The following is a 21,648-nucleotide window of genomic DNA, read 5'->3' as shown; positions in this document are numbered from 1 at the left end:
GCGCAATCTGCTAGAATGCGCGTGGAGGATTCTTCCATGTTCCGTATCGCCCTGCCCCTTATGACCGCCCTTGCCCTCACCGCCTGCACCATGGCGGATGGCCCCGGCATCGAGCCCATTCCCGGAAGCATCACTTATGGCGGCCACCAGCCGCGCACGAAGCTGACGAAATCGCCCATCGGCAGCACGTTCGATCACCGGTTCTATGACGATCGTGGCCGGCAGGTGATCGAAACCTACCGCATTCAGCCAGACCGGTCGCTTCTCCTGATTCGCCGCCGCATACGCTTCGACTATCTTTGACGCAGGAGACAATCATGCTGGAAAGCACCGACATCGAACTTGAGGACGAGCGCCTGAAACAGCTCGACATCCTTGCGGAAGAGCGCGTAATGACACCGCCCGAGCTGATGGTGCACTACGCCTCCGGCTCCTTCGGCTTCCACGAGGCGGTGCACACGGCCTCCATCGTGCTCGACCTCGTCGACGACCAGCTGCTTCAGCATCCGGCGATTGCCGGCAACAGCGAATGGTTCCGTCTCGCGGCACGCGCCAGCGAAGCGCTCTTCAATCTCTACCAGGCAATGGGAGCCGCACAGGTTGCCGGCCACACCGCCGACGAAGGCAAGCGGCCGGAAGACCTCAACGCCAGCAACGACGACTAAGCCGGTTCCGCCCTGCGCCTGCGGGGTGGAAATCCACCTTGTCTTCTTACATTATCAAACGAAAAGCGCGTTGCTCCACGCAATGCTGCCGACTAGGACTCCGATCGCCGCTATCCGTCTACCTGCTGCCCCTCGCGCAGGGCCTGAACGACACGCTCGCGGCCGACGCGGATGACATTCTCCATCGCCCGGCGCGCGCCCTCCTCGTCCCGCCGGTCGATCTCCTCGACGATGCGGATATGCGTTGCCGCCACATCCCCCCTCTTGCCGCGGTCGGCGGCGGGGGAGCTGAGCTTGAAGGCGCCGACGAGTGCCGCCTCGATCAGGCTGCCCACGGTGCGCAGGAACGGGTTGCGCGAGGCTTCCAGAACCGAGAGGTGGAATTTCAGGTCCGCCATGGCGAGCGTCTCGGCAGTATGCTCCGAATCACCCATGGCGACGGCGAGCCGCATCATCTGGCTGATATCGGCCTCCGTGGCATGGCGGGCGGCAAGCGCGGCGGCATGCGGCTCGAAGGCGAGGCGCACTTCCGAAAGGTGCAGCAGGAAGTCCTCGTTGATGCCGACGGCGAAGTACCAGGTGAGGATATCGCTGTCGAAAAGGTTCCATTGCGTGTTCGGCGTCACGCGCGTGCCGATGCGCGCACGCGGCACGATGAGGCCCTTGGCGGCCAGCGTCTTCATCGCCTCGCGCAGCACCGTACGCGAAACCTTGAAGCGGGCGGCAAGCTCGGCATCGCCCGGCAACGTCGCCCCGACGGGGTATTCGCCCGCGATGATGGCCCGGCCCAGCTCGTTGACCACCTGCGCATGACTGGTGCGCGTGTTCATCCCGCTGATGACCGTTTCAAGCAAACCCTTGCGCAAGAACCTTCCCCTCCTCCGTTCCGAAGAACCCCTTCTTCCGCGGAACCATCCGGCAGGTATAGAGCAATTCCAGCAAAAGTGCGAAGCGGTTTTGCGCGCGGAATTGCGCACAAACAAGGAGATAGGACTTTCGCGGGCGCAAACGGAAAAGGCGCCCGCAGGGGCGCCTTTCCTTTGGTCGGTGCGTTGCCGCTTACTGCGGCAGCTTGTCGTCGATGCCGGCAACGTAGAAGTTCATGCCGAGCAGCGTGCCGTCGTCCGAAACCTGGCCGGCGGCCAGCCAGTCGGAGCCGTCCTGCTTCTTGACCGGGCCGGTGAAGGGGTGCAGCTCGCCGGAGCGGATCTTCGCCTCGACGTCTTCCGCGGCCTTCTTCACGTCGTCCGGCATGTTGGTATAGGGCGCCATGGTGAGAATGCCGTCCTTCAGGCCGTCCCAGATCTGCTCGGACTTCCAGGTGCCGTCGAGAACGGCCTTGGTGCGCTTGACGTAATAGGCGCCCCAGGTGTCGACGATGGCGGTGAGCTGGGTTTTCGGGCCGGCCGCGATCATGTCGGAGGCCTGGCCGAAGGCGTGGATGCCGCGTTCGGCGGCAACCTGCATCGGCGCGGTGGAGTCGGTGTGCTGCGTCAGGATGTCGACACCCTGGTCGGCGAGCGCCTTGGCGGCATCGGCTTCCTTGCCCGGGTCGGCCCAGGTATTGGCCCAGACGACCTTGACCTTGAAGTCCGGGTTGACGGACTGCGCGCCGAGCATGAAGGCATTGATGCCCATCACGACTTCCGGAATCGGGAAGGAGGCGATGTAGCCGGCGACGCCCTTCTTGGACATCTTGGCGGCGATCACGCCCTGGATGTAGCGGCCTTCATAGAAGCGGGCATTGTAGGTGCCGACGTTTTCCGCGCTCTTGAAGCCGGTCGCGTGCTCGAACTTCACGTCCGGGAACTTCTGCGCGACCTTGATCGTCGCATCCATGAAGCCGAAGGACGTGGTGAAGACGAGCGCGCAGCCCGAGCGCGCCATGCGCTCGACGGCGCGTTCGGCATCCGGGCCTTCCGGCACGTTTTCGAGGAAGGCGGTCTCGATCTTGTCGCCCATCTCCTTCTCGAGTTCCTGGCGGCCGCGGTCGTGGCCTTCGGAGTAGCCGCCGTCCGTCTTGGAGCCGACATAGATGAAGCAGATCTTCGTCTTGTCCTGGGCGCTGGCGGCGACGGCAAAGCCGAGAACGGCGGCCGACGTTGCGAGAGCGAGAATGATTTTCTTCATTTTATCCTCTGAGGGTTGGAGTGGTTGTTTCCCGTCTTCTTGTTCTCGTCACCGATCCGGCACGAACGGCTTGCCGAGCGAGGCAGGCGTATTGATCAGCGTCATGCGCCGGTTGTGCGATATCAGGATTAGTACGATAACAGTGGCGGCATAGGGAAGAGCCGACAGGAACTGCGACGGAATGCCGATGCCGAAGGCCTGCGCATGCAACTGGCTGATCGACACCGCGCCGAAGAGATAGCCGCCGAGCAGCACCCGCCAGGGCCTCCACGAGGCGAAGACGACCAGCGCCAGCGCGATCCATCCGCGCCCGGCCGACATGTTCTCCACCCATTGCGGCGTATAGACCAGCGAGAGCTGCGCGCCGGCAAGGCCCGCGCAGGCGCCGCCGAACATCACGGCCAGGTAGCGCGTGCGGATGACATGGATGCCGAGCGCATGGGCGGAGGCATGGTTGTCGCCGATCGCCCGGACCTTCAGGCCCGCGCGGCTCCTGAACAGGAACCAGTTGACGCCGATGACGATGGCGATCGACAGGTAGAAGATGATGTCCTGCTTGAAAAGCAGCGGGCCGATGAAGGGAATGTCGGCGAGCAGCGGGATCGCGATCGGCTCGAGCTTGGCGCCCGACATGCCGACATAGGGCTCGCCGATCTGGCCGGAGACCCCGAGGCCCAGGATGGTGAGCGCAAGACCGGTCGCCACCTGGTTGGCGACGAGCGTCAGCGTCAGGAAGCCGAAGAGCAGCGAGAACAGCGCCCCGCCGGCAATGCCGGCGAGAATGCCGATATAGGGCGAGCCGGTGACCTGCGTGGCGGCGAAGGCGATGGCCGCCCCCATCACCATCATGCCCTCGACGCCGAGATTGAGCACGCCGGTGCGCTCCGTGACGAGCTCGCCGATGGAGGCGAGCACGAGCGGCGTCGCCGCGGTGATCACGGTCAGGAGGATGGCCTCGATCATACCCATCAGAGCGCTCCCTCATTTCCACGGGTAAGGCGGGAGAAGACCAGCCGGATTTTGTACTGGATGAGCGTGTCGCAGGAGAGCACGAAGAAGAGCAGCAGCCCCTGGAAGACGCGCGTGACCTTGTCGGAGACGGTAAGCGTCAGTTGCACCGCCTCGCCGCCGACATAGGTGAGCGCCAGGAACAGGCCCGCGGCGATGATGCCCAGCGGATTGAGGCGCCCGAGGAACGCGACGATGATCGCCGTGAAGCCGTAGCCGGGCGAGATGATCGGCTGCAATTTGCCGATGGTGCCGCTGACCTCGGAAATGCCGGCAAGGCCGGCGAGCGCGCCGGACAGCAGCATGGAAAACCAGATCATGCGCTTGGAGGAGAAGCCGGCAAAGCGCCCTGCCCGCTCCGACTGGCCGAGCACGGTGATCTCGAAGCCCTTCAGCGTGTAGCGCATCATGACCCAGAGCGCGACGGCGGCGATGACGGCAAAGGCGAAGCCGAGATTGGCCCTACCGGAGGAAACAAGCTCGGGAAGGATCGCCTCCGGCGCGAAATCGCGCGTCACCGGGAAGTTATAGGCATCAGGGCTGCGCCAGGGGCCACGCACGAGCCAGTCGAGGAAGAGCTGGGCGATATAGACCAGCATCAGGCTCGTCAGGATCTCGTTGGTGTTCATGTGCGCCTTGAGAAAGGCAGGCACGCCTGCATAGAGCGCGCCGCCGATCATGCCGAAGATCAGCATCAGCGGCAGGACGAGCGAGGAATGCCAGTCGTGGAAGACGACCGGCACGATGGAGCCGGCAATCGCCCCGGCGATGAACTGCCCCTCGGCGCCGATGTTCCAGTTGTTCGAGCGGTAGCAGACGGAAAGGCCGACGCCGATCAGGATCAGCGGCGCGGCCTTGATGGCGATCTCGTGCAGCGACCAGACGTCGAGCAGCGGCTCGATGAAGAAGCTGTAGAGCGCCGATCCCGGGCTCTTGCCGAGCAGCGCGAACATGATGCCGCCGGCAATGACCGTCAGGCCGAGCGCCAGGAAGGGCGAGAGGATGGAATAGAATGTCGAGGGATTGGCGCGCTTTTCGAGTTCAATGCGCATGAGCCGCCTCCTCACCCTCGGTCTTGCCGTACATGCCGCCCATCAGGAGGCCGATCTTTTCGCGCGTCAGCTCGCGGGCCGGATAGGCATCGGAAAGCCGCCCCTCGCTGATGACGGCGATCTCCGTCGCCACCTCGAAGATTTCGTCGAGGTCCTGGCTGATGACCAGCACCGCCGAGCCCGATTTCGCAAGATCCACGAGCGCCTGCCGGATGCGGCTCGCCGCCCCCGCATCGACACCCCAGGTCGGCTGGTTGACGATCAGCACGGCCGGCTGGCGGTCGAGTTCGCGGCCGACGATATATTTCTGCAGGTTGCCGCCGGAAAGCGAGCCGGCGGCCGGGTCCTCGCCGCTCTTGCGCACGTCCATCGTCTCGGAAATGCGTCGCGAGGCGATGTGCACGACGGCGCGGCGGATGATGCCGAGGATGCCACCGGAAAGGAACGTCCTTCGGTCCGACTGGTTGCGCGCCAGAACGAGGTTGTCGGAAAGCGGCAGGCCCGGCACGGCGGCATGGCCATGGCGCTCCTCGGGCACGAAGCCGGCGCCCATCAGGCGACGGGCGGTGATGCCGAGATTGCCGGCGGCCTTGCCGCGAACCGAGACGGCCGACGCGTCAGCGACCGGATATTCGCCGGAGAGCGCATCGAAAAGCTCGCCCTGTCCGTTGCCGGCAACGCCGGCGATGGCCAGCACCTCGCCGCCCCGCACCTTGAGACAGACGTTCTTCAGCGCGACGGCGAAGGGCGTGCGCGCCGGAACGCTGAGATGCCTTGCCTCGAGCAGCACGTCGCCCTTGGTGTTCGTTCCCGCCGCGCTGACGGAGGCGACATCGCTGCCGACCATCATGCGGGCGAGCGACGCGGGCGTCTCCTTGCGCGGGTCGCAGGCGCCGGTGACCTTGCCGTGGCGAAGAACGGTGGCGCGGTCGCAGATGCGCTGCACCTCCTCGAGCCGGTGGCTGATATAGAGGACGGAACGGCCCTCGGCCTTCAGCTTGGCGAGCGTTTCGAACAGGCGGTCGGCCTCCTGCGGCGTCAGCACCGAGGTCGGCTCGTCGAGGATGATGAGTTCCGGGTTCTGCAGCAGCGCGCGCACGATCTCGATGCGCTGGCGCTCGCCGACGGAAAGGTCGGCGACATGGGCCTTCGGATCGAGCGGCAGGCCGTAGAGATGGGAAAGGCGCGAGGCTTCCTCGGCCACCTTCGAGAGCGAGATGCCGGGGCTCAGCGACAGCGCGATGTTCTCGGCGACCGTCAGCGCCTCGAACAGCGAGAAATGCTGGAAGACCATGCCAATGCCGAGGCGGCGGGCCGCGCCGGGGCTTGGAATGCGAACGGATTCGCCCTTCCACAGAATCTCGCCGCTGGTCGGCGCCAGGACACCGAACAGCATCTTGACCAGGGTGGACTTGCCGGCGCCATTCTCGCCCAGAAGGGCATGGATCTCGCCGGGCTGGATATCGAGGTCGATGCCGTTACAGGCGGCAAACGAACCGAATAGCTTTGTCAGGCTGCGGACAGCCAGCAACGGACGGCCCCCAGACGCTCCAACGGCTGACACTATGCCCCTCTTTCCTGCAATCCCGTTCCCAGCGCCCCTTCGGGTCGTTTTCAGGGAATGAGCAATGTCGTTCCACTCGTTTTTCTTGATTCCAGATCCGTGTGGGCGCGTCCCGCGTCCGCCAGCGAATAAGTCTGATGAATATTGATACGCACTTTGTTGCTGCGCACAACATCAAAGAGCGAATTTGCACATGCATCGAGCGCCGCGCGCGTCGCGATGTAATGGAAGAGCGTCGGGCGGGTGGCGAAGAGCGAGCCCTTCTGGGCGAGAAGGCCGAGGTTGAACGCATCGACCGGGCCGGAGGAATTGCCGAAGCTGACGAAGAGGCCGCGCGGCTTGAGACAGTCCAACGATTTCGGGAACGTGTCCCTGCCGACGGAATCGTAGACGACATCGACGCCGGCCCCATCCGTCAGCTCCCGCACGCGGGCCGCGAAATCCTCCCTGCCGTAATCGATGACGTGGTCGTAGCCGTGCGCCAGCGCAAGATCGATCTTCGCCTGCGAACCGGCCGTGCCGATCACCGTCGCGCCGAGCGCCTTTGCCCACTGGCCGGCGATGAGACCGACGCCGCCCGCCGCCGCGTGGAACAGGATCACGCTGCCGGGCTTCACAGGGTAAGTCTGGAGCAACAGATACTGCGCGGTCATGCCTTTCAGCATCATGGCGGCGGCAGTTTCCAGGGAAATGCCCTCCGGCACCTTCACCAGATGCTTCGTCGCGACATTGCGCTCGGCCGCGTAGGCGCCGTCCGCCGAAGCATAGGCGACGCGGTCGCCGACGGCAAAATCCGTCACGCCTTCGCCGACTGCCGTCACCGTTCCCGCCCCTTCCTTGCCGGGAATGAACGGCAGGTCGGCCTTGTAGAGGCCTGTACGGAAATAGACGTCGATGAAGTTGAGGCCGATGGCCGCCTGCCGGATCTGCACCTCGCCCGGACCCGGCAGGCCGAGCGGCGCGTCTTCGAGTTTCAGGACGTCCGGCCCACCGAGACTGCGAACAACGATCGCCTTGGTCATGTCATGCTCCTCCGGATTCCAGAGCATTTCCAGCAAAAGTGCGAAGCGGCTTTGCGTCCGGAAATGCGACAAAACAATGAGTTAGAGCGTTCTCGTGATTCGGAGAAAAGCGAAAATGCTCTAGCGCCGGCCGAGGCTCGGAAAGACCTGCAGCACGCCGCCGATGACATAGAGATAGAGACCGGTGCCGACCACGCCCCAGACCACCCAGGCCGGCGACGCGAAATGCAGGAGCAGCGCATAGATGCCGAGGAACGACCAGAGGAAGAAGATCGCCAGATTGAGCGGCCGCAGCCGCTGGACGCGCACCGGATGCAGGAAATTGATCGGCATGAAGGTGAGGAAGACGGAAACGAAGACGACGACAGACGCCGTCACCTCGCTCGCCTGTATGACGAAGAGCGTGAAGACCACCATGTTCCACACGACCGGGAAGCCCGAGAAGAAATACTCGTCCGTCTTCATGCCCATGTCCGCATAGTAGATGGCGCTCGAAACCACGATGGCGCCGGCCGCCACGAAGGACCACGGCTCGCCGATCATGCCGCTCTGGTAGAGCGCGAAGGCCGGCAGCAATACGTAGGTCACATAGTCGATGACATTGTCCAGCGTATCGCCGGACCAGTTCGGCAGCACTTCCTTGACCCGCACCTTGCGCGCGATGGGCCCGTCGATGCCATCGACGAGGAGCGCAAGGCCAAGCCACCAGAACATGTCGACGAAACGGTGCTCGGCCGCGGCCACGACGCCGAGAAAGGCGAGAAACGAGCCGGACGCCGTCAGGATATGGACGGAAAAGGCGCGGATTTCCGCGTAGGGCACGCGCTTGTAGTTGAAGAATTTCATTGCGGTTCGCCGTCCATCCCTTGGGGCTTTTTCCCGGCCGCGATCCGCCGAACGCGCCCTCTTCGTGTCTTGCCGTAATATGCATTGATTGCCGGTCATCGCCAGTGAAAATCCGCGGCCCGCCGGTGCGTATCCGGCCCTGCGCGGATTCATCCCATGGAAATTGCCTCTTTGCGGCCCTACTCTTGCCCGCTACAAGCATCGCAAATCTGTGGGAAACGTTTCCCATTCCGGAGGTCGGTCATGAGACAATTCGATATCGCGATCGTCGGCGCGGGCCTTGCCGGCAGCCTCGCGGCCCTCGCGCTTTCCGATTCGGGCCGCACCGTCGCGCTGATCGCCCCGCCGACCCGTGTTGCGGACGGCCGCACGACGGCACTCATGGACCAGTCCATCGCCTTCCTGAAGACGCTCGCGCTCTGGGATGCGATCGCCCCGCACGCGGCCGCGCTCGAGACCATGCAGATCCTCGACGGCACGACACGGCTCCTGCGCGCGCCGCCGGTCGCCTTCCGCTCCGGCGAGGTGGGGCTCGATGCGTTCGGCTACAACATTCCCAATCTCCCCTTCCTCAAGGTGCTGGACGAGCGCATCGCGGCGCAGGGCAATATCGCGCGGCTGGAAAACGGCGTGACGGCCGCCAACAGCTTCGAGAACGGCGTCGAACTGGTGCTGGACGATGGCGAGCGTGTCCTCGCCTCATTGGTCGTCGGCGCGGATGGCAAGAAGTCGCGCATCCGCGACAGCGCCGGCATCGGCGTGCGCGCCTGGTCCTATCCGCAATCCGCGCTGGTGCTGAACTTTGCGCATGAGCGGCCGCACGGCAATGTCTCGACGGAATTCCACACGGAAAGCGGCCCCTTCACGCAGGTCCCTCTGCCCGGCCGGCGCTCCAGCCTCGTCTGGGTCCTGCCGCCGAAGGAAGCGGCGCGGCTGCGGGACCTGCCCGTTTCCGACCTCGGCCAGGCGGTGGAAGAGCGCATGCAGTCCATGCTCGGCAAGGTCACCGTCGAAACCGGCGCCCAGAGCTTCCCGCTCTCCGGCATGACGGCCGACCATTTCGGCAAGGGACGATTCGTGTTGCTCGGCGAGGCCGCCCACGCCTTCCCGCCGATCGGCGCGCAGGGGCTCAACCTCAGTCTGCGCGACATCATGGCGCTCAGGGATTTGGTCGGCGATAGTGAGCCGGCGAACTATTTTGCGCTCGGCGAGCGCTTCGACCGCAGGCGCCAGGCCGATATCCGCTCGCGCACGCTCAGCGTCGATCTCCTCAACCGCTCGCTGCTTTCCGATTTCCTGCCCGTGCAGTTCCTGCGGTCCGCCGGCCTGCATCTGCTGTCCGCCCTCGGACCGCTGCGCAGCATCGTCATGCGCGAGGGCATCGAACCGCTCGGCTCGCTGAAGGCCTTTCGCGAGGGCCTAAGGGAACGGGTCGCCCGGAAGCAGGCCTGACTTGATGAGGTAGAGCACGATCGTCACCGTCGCGACGGAAAGCACCGTCGTGATGAGGATCGTCGCCGACGCCCTCTCCTGCCACACACCATATTGCTGGCCGATGACGAAGACATTCGTCGCCGTCGGCAGCGCCGCAAGCAGCACGGCCGTATAGACCCAGACCGGATCGAAATTGCCCGCAAGGCCGAGCACCAGATACATGGTGACCGGCAGCAGCAGGAGCTTTGCCGGCACGATATAGCCGATCTCCACCGGCACGCGCTTCAACGGTCGCAGCGCCAGCGTGACGCCCATGGCGAAGAGCGCGCAGGGCGCGGCCGCCTGCGCCAGGTAGTCGATCAGCCGCTGCAGGGATTGCGGCGGCTCGAAACCGGCAAAGGCGGCGGCGAAACCGGCCGCCGTCGCGATGATGAAGGGATGCGTGACGATCTTGTGAAGGATGCCGCCGACGACCTGATGGGCCGGCCGCTTCTCGCCACCGGCAAGCGCCATCAAAGCGGGCGCCACCATGAAATGCAGCATGTTCTCAAAGCAGAAGACCAGTGCCACGGGCACCGCCGCCGGCTCGCCGAAGGCGAGCAGCGCAAGGCCCGGCCCCATATAGCCGATATTGCCATAGGCCGCCGCAAGCCCCTGCATGGTCGCGTCGCCGACGCTCGCGCGACGAAGCCACAGCCCCAGGGCGAAGATCAGGCAGAAGACGAGATAGGTCGCCCCGACATCGGCGACGATGAAATCGACGCGGGTCAGCTGCTCGATCGGCGTCTTCGCCACCAGCTTGAAGAACAGGGCCGGCAGCGCGATGTAGATGATGAAGGTGTTGAGCCAGCCGAGTGCCTCGACCGGCTGCTTCGTGATCCTGGCGACCACGTAGCCCAGGAGAATCATGCCGAAGAACGGCAGGACCAGTCCGATGATATCCGCCATGGGCTAAGGTCTGCTTCCGCTTGCCGAGGATGATGTTTCCGACTAGCCGATTTGCGAGAGAATGGGAAACGTTTGCTGGAACCAGATCGCAACGGCGCTGACATAGCCGAAGATGAAGGCTAGGCCGGTGAGGATCAGCAACCCTCCCATGACCTTCTCCACCGTGCCGAGATGGCGGCGGAAGCGCACGAGGAAGCGCATGAAGGCGCCGGAAAAGCCGGCCGCGATCCAGAACGGAATGGCAAGGCCGAGCGAATAGACGGCCAGCAGCACCGCACCGTCGCCGACGGTCTCGCGCGCCGCGGCGATTCCGAGGATCGCCCCCAGCACCGGACCGATGCAGGGCGTCCATCCGAAGGCGAAGGCAAGGCCCATGATATAGGCGCCGGAGGCGGTCGCCGGCTTGCCACCGCCCTGGAAGCGCGCCTCGCGGGCAAAGAGCCCGATTCGCAGCACGCTGAGGAAATGCAGGCCCATCAGGATGATGATGACGCCGCCGATCTGGGCGAGCACGTCGAGATGCTTGCGCAGCACCATGCCGATCGTCGAGGCCCCGGCGCCGAGCGCGACGAACACCGTCGCAAAGCCCAGCGTGAAGAAGAAGGCCGCCAGCAGCACAGCGCCCCGCGTATCGCGCCGCACCGCGACCGCCTCGCTGCCGCGGAACTGATCCACCGAAATGCCCGCCATATAGCACAGATAGGGCGGCACAAGCGGCAGCACGCAGGGCGACAGGAAGGACAGCGCTCCGGCAAGAAGCGCGCTCAGAAGGGAAATATCGGCAATCGACAAGGGGCTACTCCACGACGGCCGGAGAAAGCGGCTCCAGCCCGCAACCGGCCCGCCCGCATCTCCGTTTGGCCTCTGATAGCCGCCGCACCCCGCTCCTGCCAATCACCTTTTGGAGAACGCGGCGATATGTCGTGTGCGAGCGGCGACGTCGGGAAGGAGCAAAGCAGGTGTGAGAATCAGACCACCGCAAACAAGGAAGCTTGTGGTGAGCGCGCAGGGATTCGAACCCTGGACCTACTGATTAAAAGTCAGTTGCTCTACCGGCTGAGCTACGCGCTCCCGAGCGTGGGGCATACGCCCCGCGGAAGTGCGCGGAACATATGCAGGAGGTTCTGCCGGGTCAACCCGGAAAATGCACCGAAAACAGCTTTTGCAACTGCCGTTTGGCAAAGCGGCAGGCCGCCGGAATGCGGTAGCGGCAGCGCTCAGTGAACCGCGTATTTCAGCAGTCCCAGCGACCAGTTCACGCTGCGGTTCTCCGTGTCGCGCGTCCAGGTCTGCTTCAGCGTGCCCGCTATATCGGCGATGGTGGTGCGGGCGTCGAGTTCCTTCGTCAGGCCATAGTCGTTCGGGGCGACCTTGGTGAGGTCGACGTCGTCGGCGATGACGATGGCGACCAGGACGTTTTCGCTCGGTCCGTCGGCCTCGAAATCGAAGCCGTAATAGTCGTCGGGAATGGTGAGCGGCATGTTGGCGGTCAGCGGCGTGATCTTGCGGGCCGCCTCGTTGGGGAAGATCTGCGTCGCCTTGCCGTCCTTGTCGACGTCGTAGAGGATAAGGTGCCCGCTCGTGGCGCTCGTCACCGTGATGCGGAAGGCATCGCCGGTCTTCAGATAGTCCGAGGAAAGCGCCACCTTGACGTCGCCGGTCTCGGCCTTGCCGAGGATATCGCCGACGGCCTCGACCGGGTCGGCGGCGACATAGGCCGTCTGCTGGGTGTTCTCGACCTTCACCTCCTCGACCTTGCCGTAATCGGGCGTCGGCTGCTGCGCGGTCTCGCCGCCTGCCTGCTGCGCCTGCCCGCCAGCATCTGCCGGCGCGACGGCGCTGGCGCCGAGCAGCGCGTAATTCACTTCCAACTGCGGATCGAGGCCCTGGCATTCCGACTGCGCGGCGCAATAGGACTGCGACTGCTTCTTCACATATTCCAGCAATTCGGCATTGGAGACGATGCCGTTGCCATTGCTGTCAGCGGCGGCGGTCTCGTGGCCGTTGACATAGGAGAGCGTGAAGACGCCGTGCCGCTCCTCCGGCGGCAGGCGCGTATCGTCCCAGGCGACCTGATAGGACGAGGCGGCGCTCCACGCCTCCACGCCATTCTGCCTGGCGATCTCCGGCTTGTCGACCACGGCGACATCGATGCGCAGGCCGCGCGTCTTCACCGCCTCGCCTGGCTTTGCATGGGGGCGAGGCAGGAAGCGCGCGCTTTCCATCGCCTCGGCGACCTCCGTCGAGAGCGAGCGGGAGATGGTGCCGGAGTGGCAGGCATCGATGACGATGGTGACGGCGCGATCCTTGAGCTTCGCCAGCATCGCGTCGATCTCGTCGTCGAGAATCACATTGGTCCAGTCGCCGTCGCCGGCGGCGATGTCATAGGTGGAAAGCGCCTCGTCGAGCCCGTCCTCCTCGTCGCCGCTCACGTCCTTCACCTGCAGGCCATGGCCCGAAAAGTAGAAATAGACCCGGTCCCCCGGCTGCGTGCCGTTGACCAGCCAGTCGTCGATGCTGGCGAGGATCGCGGCCCGGCTGGCATCCTGGTCCCGCAGGACGCGGATCGATTCGGCCGGATAGCCGAGCTTTTCCTTCAGCAGCGTCTCGATCAGCGGCGCGTCGTTCTTCGGTCCTTCGAGGAACATCTTTTCCGGCAGGTTGGCATAGGTGCCGATGCCGACGATCAGCGCGCGGTCGGCGGCGGAGGCCATGGAGCCAAGACCGAGCGAAAGCAGAAGGGCTGCGGCATACCGGATCATCATAGCGCTTCCCGCGTGTAAAGGGGTTGGATGGCGACGCTCGCCTCCTTGCCGTCGAGGCGCGTCATCAGGGCCTGGAGCAAGGCGGCGGCGGTCACATTGCGGTCGGCGAGCACCGCGCCGATGGCGTCCACCGGCTCGGCGGTCCAGATCGTGATCAGGTGATCGGCGCCGAAGGGCTTGACCACCTCGACATCGGTCAGCTTGAACTCGGAACTCGCCGTTCCCGCCGCCTGCATGTCGAGGAACTGCACCTCGCCCGTATTGGCAAGATTGAAGACCAGCATGTTGGGATAGCGCCCGGCCGGGGCGTCGAAGCGCAGGCGATCACCGGCGGCATAGATATCCCGCGTCGGCCTCAGGGAGACCGATCCGGGATTCTGGCTGGCCATGGCCTTCAGGAAATCGAGCAGCACGAACTTGTCGACCACCGCCTGGATGCGGTCCGGACCGATATTTTCCGCGGCGACATCGCCGTTCGGCGTATAGAAGACGCCATTGGTGACATCCCAGCGGAAGGGCGTGCCCGTGCCGTCCGTGTTCTCCGGCTTTTCGGCATCGCCGTCGATCTCAAGGGCGATCTTGCCGGTCCAGCCGAGTTCCTGCGCCGGTTTGAAGGCGTGCGACGTCGCATTGTCGCCGGCGGCCTCGCCATTACCGGGAAGGCCGCGCGTGAGGCGCACGACGACCTCGCTCTCCGAGCGCGCCACCTGCGGCGTGAAATTCGGCACCTGCAGCGCTTCCGAGCGGTTCTTCACATTGGAGAAGACATAGTCCTCCAGTTCGATGCGGGTGATGATGCCGTCGCCGTTGCGGTCGGCGCTGCCCTCCACCGCGCGGGCGAAGCTCCAGCTCAGCGCGCCGCGCGGTTCGCCGTCGATGATGACCTCCGGCGTCGGCTGGCTCTCCAGCGATGCGGCGAGCACCGTCACCTGCTTGAAGTCGATTTCCTTGAGATTGGCGCCGTCGATCGCCTCCTGCGAGGGCGCGGCGAGCTTGACCTTCACGGCGGGCGCAAGGCGCGACTTGCCCTTGATGGACCGGCTCATGCCGCCGGAAAAGCAGCTGTCGGAGACGAAGAGCACATGCACGCCCTTGCCCTCCGCCTCCGCGAACCAGGCGTTCATCTCGTTGTCAACGATGATCTCCCTGGAGGTCTCCTCGTAGCGGTTGCGGTCGAAGCCCGGAAGCTGGAGGAATTCGTCGAGCCCGTCCGCCTCGTCGCCGGCGATGAGTTCCGGCATCTGCGCGCCGTGGCCGGCATAGGTGAAGATGATCGTGTCGCCCGCCGCCGCCTCGGCCACCATATCCGTCCAGGCCTTGCGGATATCGTCCTTGCGCGCCTCGGCATTGGTGAATTTCACGACCTTGAAGCCCGCGGTGCTCATCGAGCGGTAGACGTCCTCCGCGTCGCGCACCGCGCCGTCGAGGCTGACATCGTTCGGATACTGGTCGACGCCGACGACGAGCCCGTAGGTCTGCGCCGCGAGGGCGGCGCCCGGAAAGGCGGCGGTGAGGGAAAGCGCCAGGAGGCGCGGCAGCAGCGCCCTCATTCGAGATCCACCTCGACCCGGCGGTGCAGCTGGTTCAGCGTCTCCGTGTCATAGGCGCTGGCATCGTCCGGCTTGAAGGGCTCGTCCTCGCCCTTGCCGATGGTGGTGATCGTGCCCGCATAACCGGCGTCGTAAAGGTAGGTCTTCAGCGTTTCGGCGCGCGCCAGCGAAAGCTTGTAATTGGCCTCGGCGGTGCCGACCGGATCGGTGTGGCCGATGAGCTTGATGGCGGACGGCTTCACGGCCTTCAGGCATTCGGCGAGGTCCTTCGCCGCCTCGACGCCCTCCGGCGTGAAATCCGCCGTGCCGAACACGTAGCGCACCGGCGTCGACTTCTTCTTGATCGTGACCCCGCGGAACGCGATCTTGCAGCCGCCGCGCATGGAGAGCTTGACCGGGCGCGGGGCGGCAAGGCGCATTTCGCCGGCAAGCCGGTCGAGGCGCAGGATGTACGCCTCGTCGGGCGCCATCCAGTCCGGCGTCAGCGTCTTGTTGGAGCCATCCTCCAGCGCGATCTGGTAGAGCCGCGCGGCCTCCTCGTAATCCTTGCGCTCGCGGGCAAGGTCGCCGAGCGCGTCATAGACCTGCCAGGGACCGCCATATTTCTCCTTCAGTTCCTCCAGCACCTGTCGGTGATCGGCAAGCTTGCCGCCATTGCCGACATCGGCGGCGATGCGGTTGAAGGCGGTCAGCGCGGCGACGCGGCCGACGAGCGTGCGCTCGTTGGCGCTGCAATTGGCCGTGCCCGCCGTCTCTGCGGCGGCAAACGCCTTCTGCTCGTCACCGGCGTTGAAGGCGTCGACGACGCCGTTGAACGCCTCGCAGGACGCTGATGCCGGCGCCGTGTCCGCGAGGACGAAAGCGGCCGTCGCAAGCGCGATCGCGATGAAGGCCCGCAACGGTGCCCTCGCGAGATCGGGGGCAGGACCGCCTTGGCGCGCCGAAGAAATGCAAAAATGCTCCCGGTATCGCATCAGCATGGTCCGTCCAGTCCCCTCATGTCCTCGTCGAATCGGCAGGCAGGGGCCGGAAGGCCCCTGCCCTTGCTATCATTGGATTTCGAACGTCACCATCTGCAGGCCGCTCGCACCGTTGTCCTGTTCGGCCTGCCTGGCAAGGTTGATGGCAAGGCCGCGCGTGGTCGGCTGCCTGGAGCCCGCGACGATCTGCTTGGCCTTTTCCGCCGTAAGCTTCTGGTCGCCGAGGCCGCCGATCTTGCAAACGGCGATCATCGTCTCGCCGGGCGACGGCGAATCGAAGGTCAGGTTGCCGCTGCCGGATTGCGGAATGACACGCCGCTCGCCGGGATGCAGCATCGTGTCGCCGATCATCTCGTCCGGGATGATCTCGACATTGCCGGTATCCTCCACATAGACCACCTGGAGCTCGCAGTCGTGGTTCGTGCTGAGCTCGAAGCTCAGGTAATCCCCGACCTTCGCGCTCGTCGACGGCACATGCAGGGCAAGCTTCACCTTGTCAGCCTGCGCCTTGTCGTCCTGCTTGTAGGCCGGAACGGCGTGGGCGGTGTTCGTCGCCGCCTGATACTGATCGTCGCCGGTTGCCTGCTCCGGCTGCTGGTGGGTGGCAGTATCGACGGCGACCGCATCGTGGTTGACGCCGCGCTTCAGCGGTTCGAGCTGCAGAAGCGGCTGAAGCATGAAGGCATATTGCTCCTCCAGCTCGACGCGCGGAACGGTGGCCCCCGCCTCCAGCGTCGCGACCCAGTCGAGGCCGATGCGCAGCGCGCCGGCATCCGTCAGACGGCGGATGTCGGAGGCGAACTGCTCGGGCGTCATGTCGAACTCGGCGGCAAGCTGCTCGAAGTTCAGCTCGTCCTCGTACTTGTCGGCGAAGTAGGTGAAGATCTCCGCCCCGCCGGGCGCCTTAAGGCTGGTCTTGCCGCCGCCGGCCGTCGCCTCGGTGATGCCGAGGCGGTCGAGCGCCGAGACAAAGCGATCGGTATCGCGCTTGTAGGCCTCGTTCAGCTCCTCCTGCGGCACATAAAGGGCAAGCAGCTCGTCCTGCTGGTCCTTGGAGAACAGCGTGGAGGTCTCGATATGCTCGCGCAACTGGTCGCGCTTCGACAGGATACCGTCGAAATGGCAATCGAAGCACGAGCGGGCATTGATGATCTCGACGCCCTTGCCGATCGGCCGCTTGCGGAAGGACACGATCTTCGCCGGGCCGACATCGAGCTGGTCGCCCTTGTTGGTCGACAGGTAATATCCCTGCATGCCGTTCGGCAGCGAGAAGATCATTTCACCGCCATCGTGCTCGAAGGGCAGCAGGCCGGCTTTCAGGCTGATACCGTCCGGACCGGCCGGGAAACGCTTGAGTACCTGCCGGCCGACGTCGCCGGCAAAATCGTAGGATTTCCAGTAATAGCCGCCGAAAGGCATGTCGTGCCGCTCCAGCATGCGGTTATGGTCGGAAACCCCCGACGAGCCGTCGGCGAAGCCGGCGCGGACGACGCGGCGGCGCTCGATGTTCTGCGCGACGTTGACGCCGAAGCGCTGCTCCAGCTCGATGATGTTGGTCGGCAACTTCATGAGGCGGTTATAGACCTTCGGCCGCGCGCCGTTGCTCATGAACCAGTCTATCCGCATGATGGGAAGCTGCGTTTCCGTCGCCTTGGCCAGCGCCTGCAGCGAGGCGTTGCTGGCCGGATCGACGCCGTAGAAATATTCGTTGACCAGGAAATCGTAGTCTTCCTGGCTCCATTCGAGATCCCGCAGGTCGATACGCACCAGAAGGCCGTCGGAGCCTTCCACCTCCTCGGGAACGACGAGTTCCGGCCCGTAGGACAGCGAATTGAGGAGCTTCTTGAAGCCGCCGGCGAGCACCTTCATGCGCTTGAGGAAGGTCTCGTGCGTCTCACAGCTCATCATGCCGTTATACTGGTCGCGATAGCTGAAATAACGCATGAACGGCTGGTCGTGCGCATCCACCTTGGAAATGTCGCGCAACGCCAGATCGACGAAATCGAGATATTTCAGCATCGGTCGGGAGCGCTCGGTCTTCGTCGCCGAAACCGCGGTGGGGATCGCCGACTTGTTCAGCGAATTGATCCAGTCGGCAAGGCCCTGTACCTCGGCATCCGAGGGACGCTTGCCGAGCGGCATGCGGCCGCTGGTGACGCTGGTATAAAGCAGGGACTTGGAGGCGTCGCCGGGTGTGACGAAGGCCGGGTTCGCGGCAATCGAGCCCAGCTCGCCCGAGGGGAACGAGCCCTGCGAGCTTTCGCCCGGCCCGTGGCAGTTGCGGCAATATTTGCCGATGAAGGCATCGGCCGCCGATGCGAATTCCGTGCTGCCACCACCGGCGCCGAGCGCGCTTTCCGCCGTCGCCTCGCTGCACACCGGCGTCGGGCTCGTCTCGACCGGCGTCACCTTGACCTCGCGGTCGGCGAGGAAGGCGTACATCGCCTGCTTGTCCTCATCGGAAAGGATGGAAAGGCCCTCGGCGATGCGGCGCATGACCGGATCGGAAAGCGGCGAGCCCGAGAGCTTCTTGCCCTCCCCGATCAACCCCTTGGTGAAGACCTCATGGGAGGCCAGGCCGGCCATGCGCGCCTTGGTGATATCCGGCGCGACGGCGCCGGTCAGGCCTTTCTCGCCCTCGTAGGCGCGGGCGAGGTCGAGGCCATAGGTGGTCGTGCGCGGCGTATGGCAATCGCCGCAGCCGCCGACATTCTCGACGAGGTAGCGGCCGCGTTCCATCTGCGTCTCTTCGCGCTTCTGGTAGGCCTGCACGACGAAATGGCTGCGCTTCCAGAGCGTGATCGTCGTCTGGCGGCTGAAGGGGAAGGCGATCTCGTGTTCCTTCGAGGCGGCGTCCGATTGCGGCAGCGTCTCAATATAGGCCTTGATATCGAGGACGTCCTCCGGCTTCATGCCGCCATAGGAAGTGTAGGGCATGACTGGATAGAGGTTGTCGCCGTCCTTCTTGAGGCCGACCATCACGGCGTTGAGGAAATCCGCATTCGACCAGCCGCCGATGCCGTTCGGATGGGCGGAGATGTTCGGCGCGAAGAACTTGCCGATCGCCGTCTGCATCTCCATGCCGCCGGAAAGCAGCCCGGTATTGTCGCCAGAGCCGTGGCAGGCGCCGCAGCCAGCGGCGCTGAACATGATCTTGCCGTTCTCGACATTCGCCTGGTAGCTGCCGTAGGCATCCGGCGCGAACTGGTCGATGGCGAAGGCCCCGGTCGGACAGAGAACCGCCACGGCAAGGCCGAGCGCCGCGGCAAGCCGCGCGCCGGGCCGGATGAATGACTTGCTGAACACGCGCATGGCTTGTTCCCTTCGCTCCAGAATGCCGGCTCGCCGGCTGGAAATCCTCAACGGAATTCGAAACGTTCGAACTCGACGCGGCGCGGCGGCTTACCGAGTTCCCTCAATCCCTTCTCGATGGCCATGCGCAGGGGCGGCGGGCCGCAGAACCAGAGGTCCGCCTCCGCCGGGTCCATGCTGGTGCCGGCGACGAGCTTGGAAGCGTCGAAGCGGCCGTCGGTCGTCGAGTTGTGCAGCACGAAGCTGAAATTGCCGAGCTTTTCCGCCTGCGCCCTGAAGGTGTCGACGCCGATGGCTTCGGCGCCGTCGCGCACGCAGTAGACCATGTGGATGTCCTGCCCCTCGTCGCCCTTCAGCCGGCTCGCCATGGCGAGGAACGGCGTGACGCCGATGCCGCCGGCAAGCCAGATCTGCTTCTTGCCGCCGCGCCTGTGGTTGAAATGGCCGTATCCGCCCTCCAGCGTCAGCGGATCCCCCACCGCCACAGCTTCCCGCAGCGCCTTGGTATAATCGCCGAGCGGCTTGATAGCGAAGCGGACGGTACCGTCGTCCTCGATGCCGGCGATGGTGAAGGGATGCGGCTCGCGAAGGCCGGACTTGTTGACCCGGAAGAAGCCGAACTGGCCGGGCAAGGCCCGAAGCTTGCCGCCGGTCGGCCGCGCCGTGATGATCGTCGCGCCGTCGTGGCGGTCGACGTCGACCACCTCGTATCTCCGCGTGCGGAGCCAGGGCAGCAATTGCGTATAGGCATAGCTGACGACGCCGAGAAGGGCGAAGAGGTTGAGATAGGTCGCCAGCAGCGCCGTGCCGTCATAGGGGCGTTTGATGAACATCTGGTGGAAGGCGACGAGCACGAAGAGCAGGCCGATGAACCGGTGCGTGAAGCGCCAGTACTGGTAGGGAATCTGGAAGCGCGTCTTTGGAACGACCTTCACGATGGAGAGGACGAGCAGGAAGACGAAACCGTAGAAAGCCCACTCGCCCGCCGTCTTGGCGAGCTTGTTGAGATCACCCGTCAGCGAGAGCCCCTGGAAATCCGGCGCCACGAAATAGTGCACGAGGATAAGACAGAGCACCGCGATGCCGATCTTGCGGTGGAACTGGTAGATGCGGTCGAGGCCGCCGAAGAGCTTCTCGATGAAGGGCGGACGCGTCGCCATGAACTGCGCGATGCCCATGGCGACGAAGGCCATGGAGGAAGCCATCAGGGAGAAGGTGGTGCCCGCATTGGTATGGCTGACGGCCGGCACGGCGAGAAGGCCGGCGAGAACGATCAGGATCGTCGCGATGATGGAACCCGCAGTCAACCTATGCCCCCACAATGCAACTGGACGGTCCGAGTGGCGGGCATGCTGGCAAGGCCCATGACATTCGTCAACCGCAATCCTCCTATCGACGGGCGGGCCGGCGGCTTTATTCGGGGGCTTTCGGGCTGCTCCGCGAAACGGCTGGGGAAAACCTAATATGACAACGGAACAAGGCACATAGAAATGGACTTGGCCGGTTTTCCTTTAAGCCAGCGGCAAGCCATCTCGCGCCCGGAGAGGTCTGGACGACAGGCGAATCCCGCCTCTACCCGGATACTTCCGGGCCTCGCGCCAACCCATCGCCGCAACGCTCGTGATATATCAGTCGCCTTGCCATTCATTTTGCGACATGCCACCATGTGATATATCAACCGGGACAACGGAATGACGGAAACCGCGGCATCGCAGGCCCACCTCGCCTATCTCGCCCTCGAAGGGCTCATCGTCACGCTCAAGCTGAAGCCCGGCTCGCTCGTCACGGAAAGAGAGCTCATCGAGCTTGCCGGTCATGGCCGCACGCCGGTGCGCGAGGCGATCCAGAAGCTGGAATGGCAGGGGCTGATCGCCGTGCGCCCCCGCGCCGGCCTGCAGATCACCGCGATCCGCCCCGAGGATCATGAGGAAGTGATGACGACGCGCCGGCAGCTGGAACCCCTTGCCGCCGACCTCGTCGCACGCCATGCCGGCGAAGAGCACCGCGAGCAACTCGTCGCCTGCGCGCAGGAGATGACCGCCTGCTCCATCCGCTCCGACATGGAAGGCTTCCTGGCGGCCGACAAGGCGTTCGACGAGATCATGGAGGCGGCCTGCCCCAACCGCTTCCTGACCTCCGCCCTCGCCTCGCTCCAGACCCATTCGCGCCGCCTGTGGTTCGCCCGCGCCGATCACCGGCACATGGACCGGTCGGTAGACCTGCACGTCAAGGTCATCCGCGCCATCCGTAACGGCGACGGCCCGGCCGCAGCGTCCGCGATGACAGACCTGCTGGATCACCTGTCCGACTGACGGAAAACGCCCACAAAAAAGGCGCCCGAAGGCGCCTTTTCCGAGGAACCAGTCCTTCGC

At 64.7% G+C, this 21,648-nt stretch carries 18 protein-coding genes and 1 tRNA gene; 4 read left to right on the top strand and 15 right to left on the bottom strand.

The features are described 5' to 3' along the window. The first annotated feature begins 36 nt into the window (after nucleotides 1–36). On the top strand, nucleotides 37–303 hold the full coding sequence (locus DSD28_RS10525; RefSeq protein WP_119256325.1) for a hypothetical protein: 267 nt from the start codon (nucleotides 37–39) through the stop codon (nucleotides 301–303). A 14-nt stretch (nucleotides 304–317) separates the two neighbouring features. Then, nucleotides 318–665 (top strand): hypothetical protein, encoded by a 348-nt coding sequence (locus tag DSD28_RS10520; RefSeq protein ID WP_119256324.1) that lies wholly within the window; start codon nucleotides 318–320, stop codon nucleotides 663–665. Nucleotides 666–775: 110 nt separating this feature from the next. Here the strand turns inward: DSD28_RS10520 and DSD28_RS10515 are convergent, their stop codons facing one another. The 7 genes from DSD28_RS10515 to pcsA form a co-directional block, all read right to left on the bottom strand. Continuing rightward, nucleotides 776–1,495 carry a FadR/GntR family transcriptional regulator gene (locus DSD28_RS10515; RefSeq protein ID WP_162911351.1) on the bottom strand — a complete coding sequence of 240 codons (720 nt, stop codon included), beginning with the start codon at nucleotides 1,493–1,495 and terminating at the stop codon, nucleotides 776–778. A 229-nt stretch (nucleotides 1,496–1,724) separates the two neighbouring features. After that, nucleotides 1,725–2,795: a BMP family ABC transporter substrate-binding protein gene (locus tag DSD28_RS10510; protein ID WP_119256322.1), complete on the bottom strand. Its 1,071-nt coding sequence runs from the start codon at nucleotides 2,793–2,795 to the stop codon at nucleotides 1,725–1,727. A 48-nt stretch (nucleotides 2,796–2,843) separates the two neighbouring features. Further along, nucleotides 2,844–3,764, bottom strand: a complete 921-nt coding sequence (locus DSD28_RS10505; protein WP_119256321.1) for an ABC transporter permease — start codon at nucleotides 3,762–3,764, stop codon at nucleotides 2,844–2,846. Further along, nucleotides 3,764–4,855 carry an ABC transporter permease gene (locus DSD28_RS10500; RefSeq protein WP_119256320.1) on the bottom strand — a complete coding sequence of 364 codons (1,092 nt, stop codon included), beginning with the start codon at nucleotides 4,853–4,855 and terminating at the stop codon, nucleotides 3,764–3,766. Before DSD28_RS10500 ends, DSD28_RS10505 begins: the two co-directional genes overlap by 1 nt. After that, nucleotides 4,845–6,419 carry an ABC transporter ATP-binding protein gene (locus DSD28_RS10495; RefSeq protein ID WP_119256319.1) on the bottom strand — a complete coding sequence of 525 codons (1,575 nt, stop codon included), beginning with the start codon at nucleotides 6,417–6,419 and terminating at the stop codon, nucleotides 4,845–4,847. Before DSD28_RS10495 ends, DSD28_RS10500 begins: the two co-directional genes overlap by 11 nt. Nucleotides 6,420–6,469: 50 nt before the next feature. Next, on the bottom strand, nucleotides 6,470–7,441 hold the full coding sequence (locus DSD28_RS10490; protein WP_119256318.1) for a quinone oxidoreductase family protein: 972 nt from the start codon (nucleotides 7,439–7,441) through the stop codon (nucleotides 6,470–6,472). Between the two features lie 120 nt (nucleotides 7,442–7,561). Further along, nucleotides 7,562–8,287, bottom strand: coding sequence for a phosphatidylcholine synthase (gene pcsA / locus DSD28_RS10485; RefSeq protein WP_119256317.1), 726 nt, complete (start codon nucleotides 8,285–8,287; stop codon nucleotides 7,562–7,564). A gap of 243 nt (nucleotides 8,288–8,530) precedes the next feature. Between pcsA and DSD28_RS10480 the strand changes: the two genes are divergently transcribed. After that, complete coding sequence (locus DSD28_RS10480) at nucleotides 8,531–9,739, top strand: UbiH/UbiF family hydroxylase (protein ID WP_119256316.1); 1,209 nt, start codon at nucleotides 8,531–8,533, stop codon at nucleotides 9,737–9,739. Here the strand turns inward: DSD28_RS10480 and DSD28_RS10475 are convergent. The 8 genes from DSD28_RS10475 to DSD28_RS10440 form a co-directional block, all read right to left on the bottom strand. After that, a complete protein-coding gene (locus DSD28_RS10475) occupies nucleotides 9,707–10,669 on the bottom strand; it encodes an AEC family transporter (protein WP_119256315.1) in 963 nt (320 codons plus the stop codon). The two genes, DSD28_RS10480 and DSD28_RS10475, sit on opposite strands and share 33 nt — an antisense overlap. Before the next feature lie 42 nt (nucleotides 10,670–10,711). Further along, nucleotides 10,712–11,461 (bottom strand): cytochrome c biogenesis CcdA family protein, encoded by a 750-nt coding sequence (locus DSD28_RS10470; RefSeq protein ID WP_119256314.1) that lies wholly within the window; start codon nucleotides 11,459–11,461, stop codon nucleotides 10,712–10,714. 203 nt (nucleotides 11,462–11,664) lie between these two features. After that, nucleotides 11,665–11,740, bottom strand: a tRNA-Lys gene (locus DSD28_RS10465). Nucleotides 11,741–11,886: 146 nt separating this feature from the next. Then, nucleotides 11,887–13,434 (bottom strand): caspase family protein, encoded by a 1,548-nt coding sequence (locus DSD28_RS10460; protein WP_119256313.1) that lies wholly within the window; start codon nucleotides 13,432–13,434, stop codon nucleotides 11,887–11,889. Continuing rightward, nucleotides 13,431–14,984, bottom strand: coding sequence for a caspase family protein (locus DSD28_RS10455; RefSeq protein WP_119256312.1), 1,554 nt, complete (start codon nucleotides 14,982–14,984; stop codon nucleotides 13,431–13,433). Before DSD28_RS10455 ends, DSD28_RS10460 begins: the two co-directional genes overlap by 4 nt. Then, nucleotides 14,981–15,883 carry an OmpA family protein gene (locus tag DSD28_RS10450; RefSeq protein WP_162911341.1) on the bottom strand — a complete coding sequence of 301 codons (903 nt, stop codon included), beginning with the start codon at nucleotides 15,881–15,883 and terminating at the stop codon, nucleotides 14,981–14,983. Before DSD28_RS10450 ends, DSD28_RS10455 begins: the two co-directional genes overlap by 4 nt. Before the next feature lie 150 nt (nucleotides 15,884–16,033). Beyond that, nucleotides 16,034–19,276 carry a c-type cytochrome gene (locus DSD28_RS10445; protein ID WP_119256310.1) on the bottom strand — a complete coding sequence of 1,081 codons (3,243 nt, stop codon included), beginning with the start codon at nucleotides 19,274–19,276 and terminating at the stop codon, nucleotides 16,034–16,036. Nucleotides 19,277–19,323: 47 nt separating this feature from the next. Further along, nucleotides 19,324–20,583, bottom strand: a complete 1,260-nt coding sequence (locus tag DSD28_RS10440; protein WP_119256309.1) for a ferredoxin reductase family protein — start codon at nucleotides 20,581–20,583, stop codon at nucleotides 19,324–19,326. A gap of 384 nt (nucleotides 20,584–20,967) precedes the next feature. Here DSD28_RS10440 and DSD28_RS10435 point away from each other — a divergent pair, with 384 nt between their 5' ends. After that, nucleotides 20,968–21,588 carry a GntR family transcriptional regulator gene (locus tag DSD28_RS10435; RefSeq protein ID WP_119256308.1) on the top strand — a complete coding sequence of 207 codons (621 nt, stop codon included), beginning with the start codon at nucleotides 20,968–20,970 and terminating at the stop codon, nucleotides 21,586–21,588. Nucleotides 21,589–21,648 lie beyond the last annotated feature (60 nt).

The organism is Shinella zoogloeoides (assembly GCF_003574625.1).
In the GTDB taxonomy this organism is placed as follows: Bacteria; Pseudomonadota; Alphaproteobacteria; order Rhizobiales; family Rhizobiaceae; genus Shinella; species Shinella zoogloeoides_A.
Note: the sequence above shows the minus strand (reverse complement) of the source record. Positions and strands in the feature narration are given on the sequence as shown.

What these genes read in the sequence shown, in the direction of transcription:
- DSD28_RS10525 (WP_119256325.1), top strand. Translation starts at nt 37, where the DNA reads ATGTTCCGTATCGCCCTGCCCCTTATGACCGCCCTTGCCCTCACCGCC.
- DSD28_RS10520 (WP_119256324.1), top strand. Translation starts at nt 318, where the DNA reads ATGCTGGAAAGCACCGACATCGAACTTGAGGACGAGCGCCTGAAACAG.
- DSD28_RS10515 (WP_162911351.1), bottom strand. Translation starts at nt 1,495, where the DNA reads ATGAACACGCGCACCAGTCATGCGCAGGTGGTCAACGAGCTGGGCCGG.
- DSD28_RS10510 (WP_119256322.1), bottom strand. Translation starts at nt 2,795, where the DNA reads ATGAAGAAAATCATTCTCGCTCTCGCAACGTCGGCCGCCGTTCTCGGC.
- DSD28_RS10505 (WP_119256321.1), bottom strand. Translation starts at nt 3,764, where the DNA reads ATGGGTATGATCGAGGCCATCCTCCTGACCGTGATCACCGCGGCGACG.
- DSD28_RS10500 (WP_119256320.1), bottom strand. Translation starts at nt 4,855, where the DNA reads ATGCGCATTGAACTCGAAAAGCGCGCCAATCCCTCGACATTCTATTCC.
- DSD28_RS10490 (WP_119256318.1), bottom strand. Translation starts at nt 7,441, where the DNA reads ATGACCAAGGCGATCGTTGTTCGCAGTCTCGGTGGGCCGGACGTCCTG.
- pcsA (WP_119256317.1), bottom strand. Translation starts at nt 8,287, where the DNA reads ATGAAATTCTTCAACTACAAGCGCGTGCCCTACGCGGAAATCCGCGCC.
- DSD28_RS10480 (WP_119256316.1), top strand. Translation starts at nt 8,531, where the DNA reads ATGAGACAATTCGATATCGCGATCGTCGGCGCGGGCCTTGCCGGCAGC.
- DSD28_RS10475 (WP_119256315.1), bottom strand. Translation starts at nt 10,669, where the DNA reads ATGGCGGATATCATCGGACTGGTCCTGCCGTTCTTCGGCATGATTCTC.
- DSD28_RS10460 (WP_119256313.1), bottom strand. Translation starts at nt 13,434, where the DNA reads ATGATGATCCGGTATGCCGCAGCCCTTCTGCTTTCGCTCGGTCTTGGC.
- DSD28_RS10455 (WP_119256312.1), bottom strand. Translation starts at nt 14,984, where the DNA reads ATGAGGGCGCTGCTGCCGCGCCTCCTGGCGCTTTCCCTCACCGCCGCC.
- DSD28_RS10445 (WP_119256310.1), bottom strand. Translation starts at nt 19,276, where the DNA reads ATGCGCGTGTTCAGCAAGTCATTCATCCGGCCCGGCGCGCGGCTTGCC.
- DSD28_RS10435 (WP_119256308.1), top strand. Translation starts at nt 20,968, where the DNA reads ATGACGGAAACCGCGGCATCGCAGGCCCACCTCGCCTATCTCGCCCTC.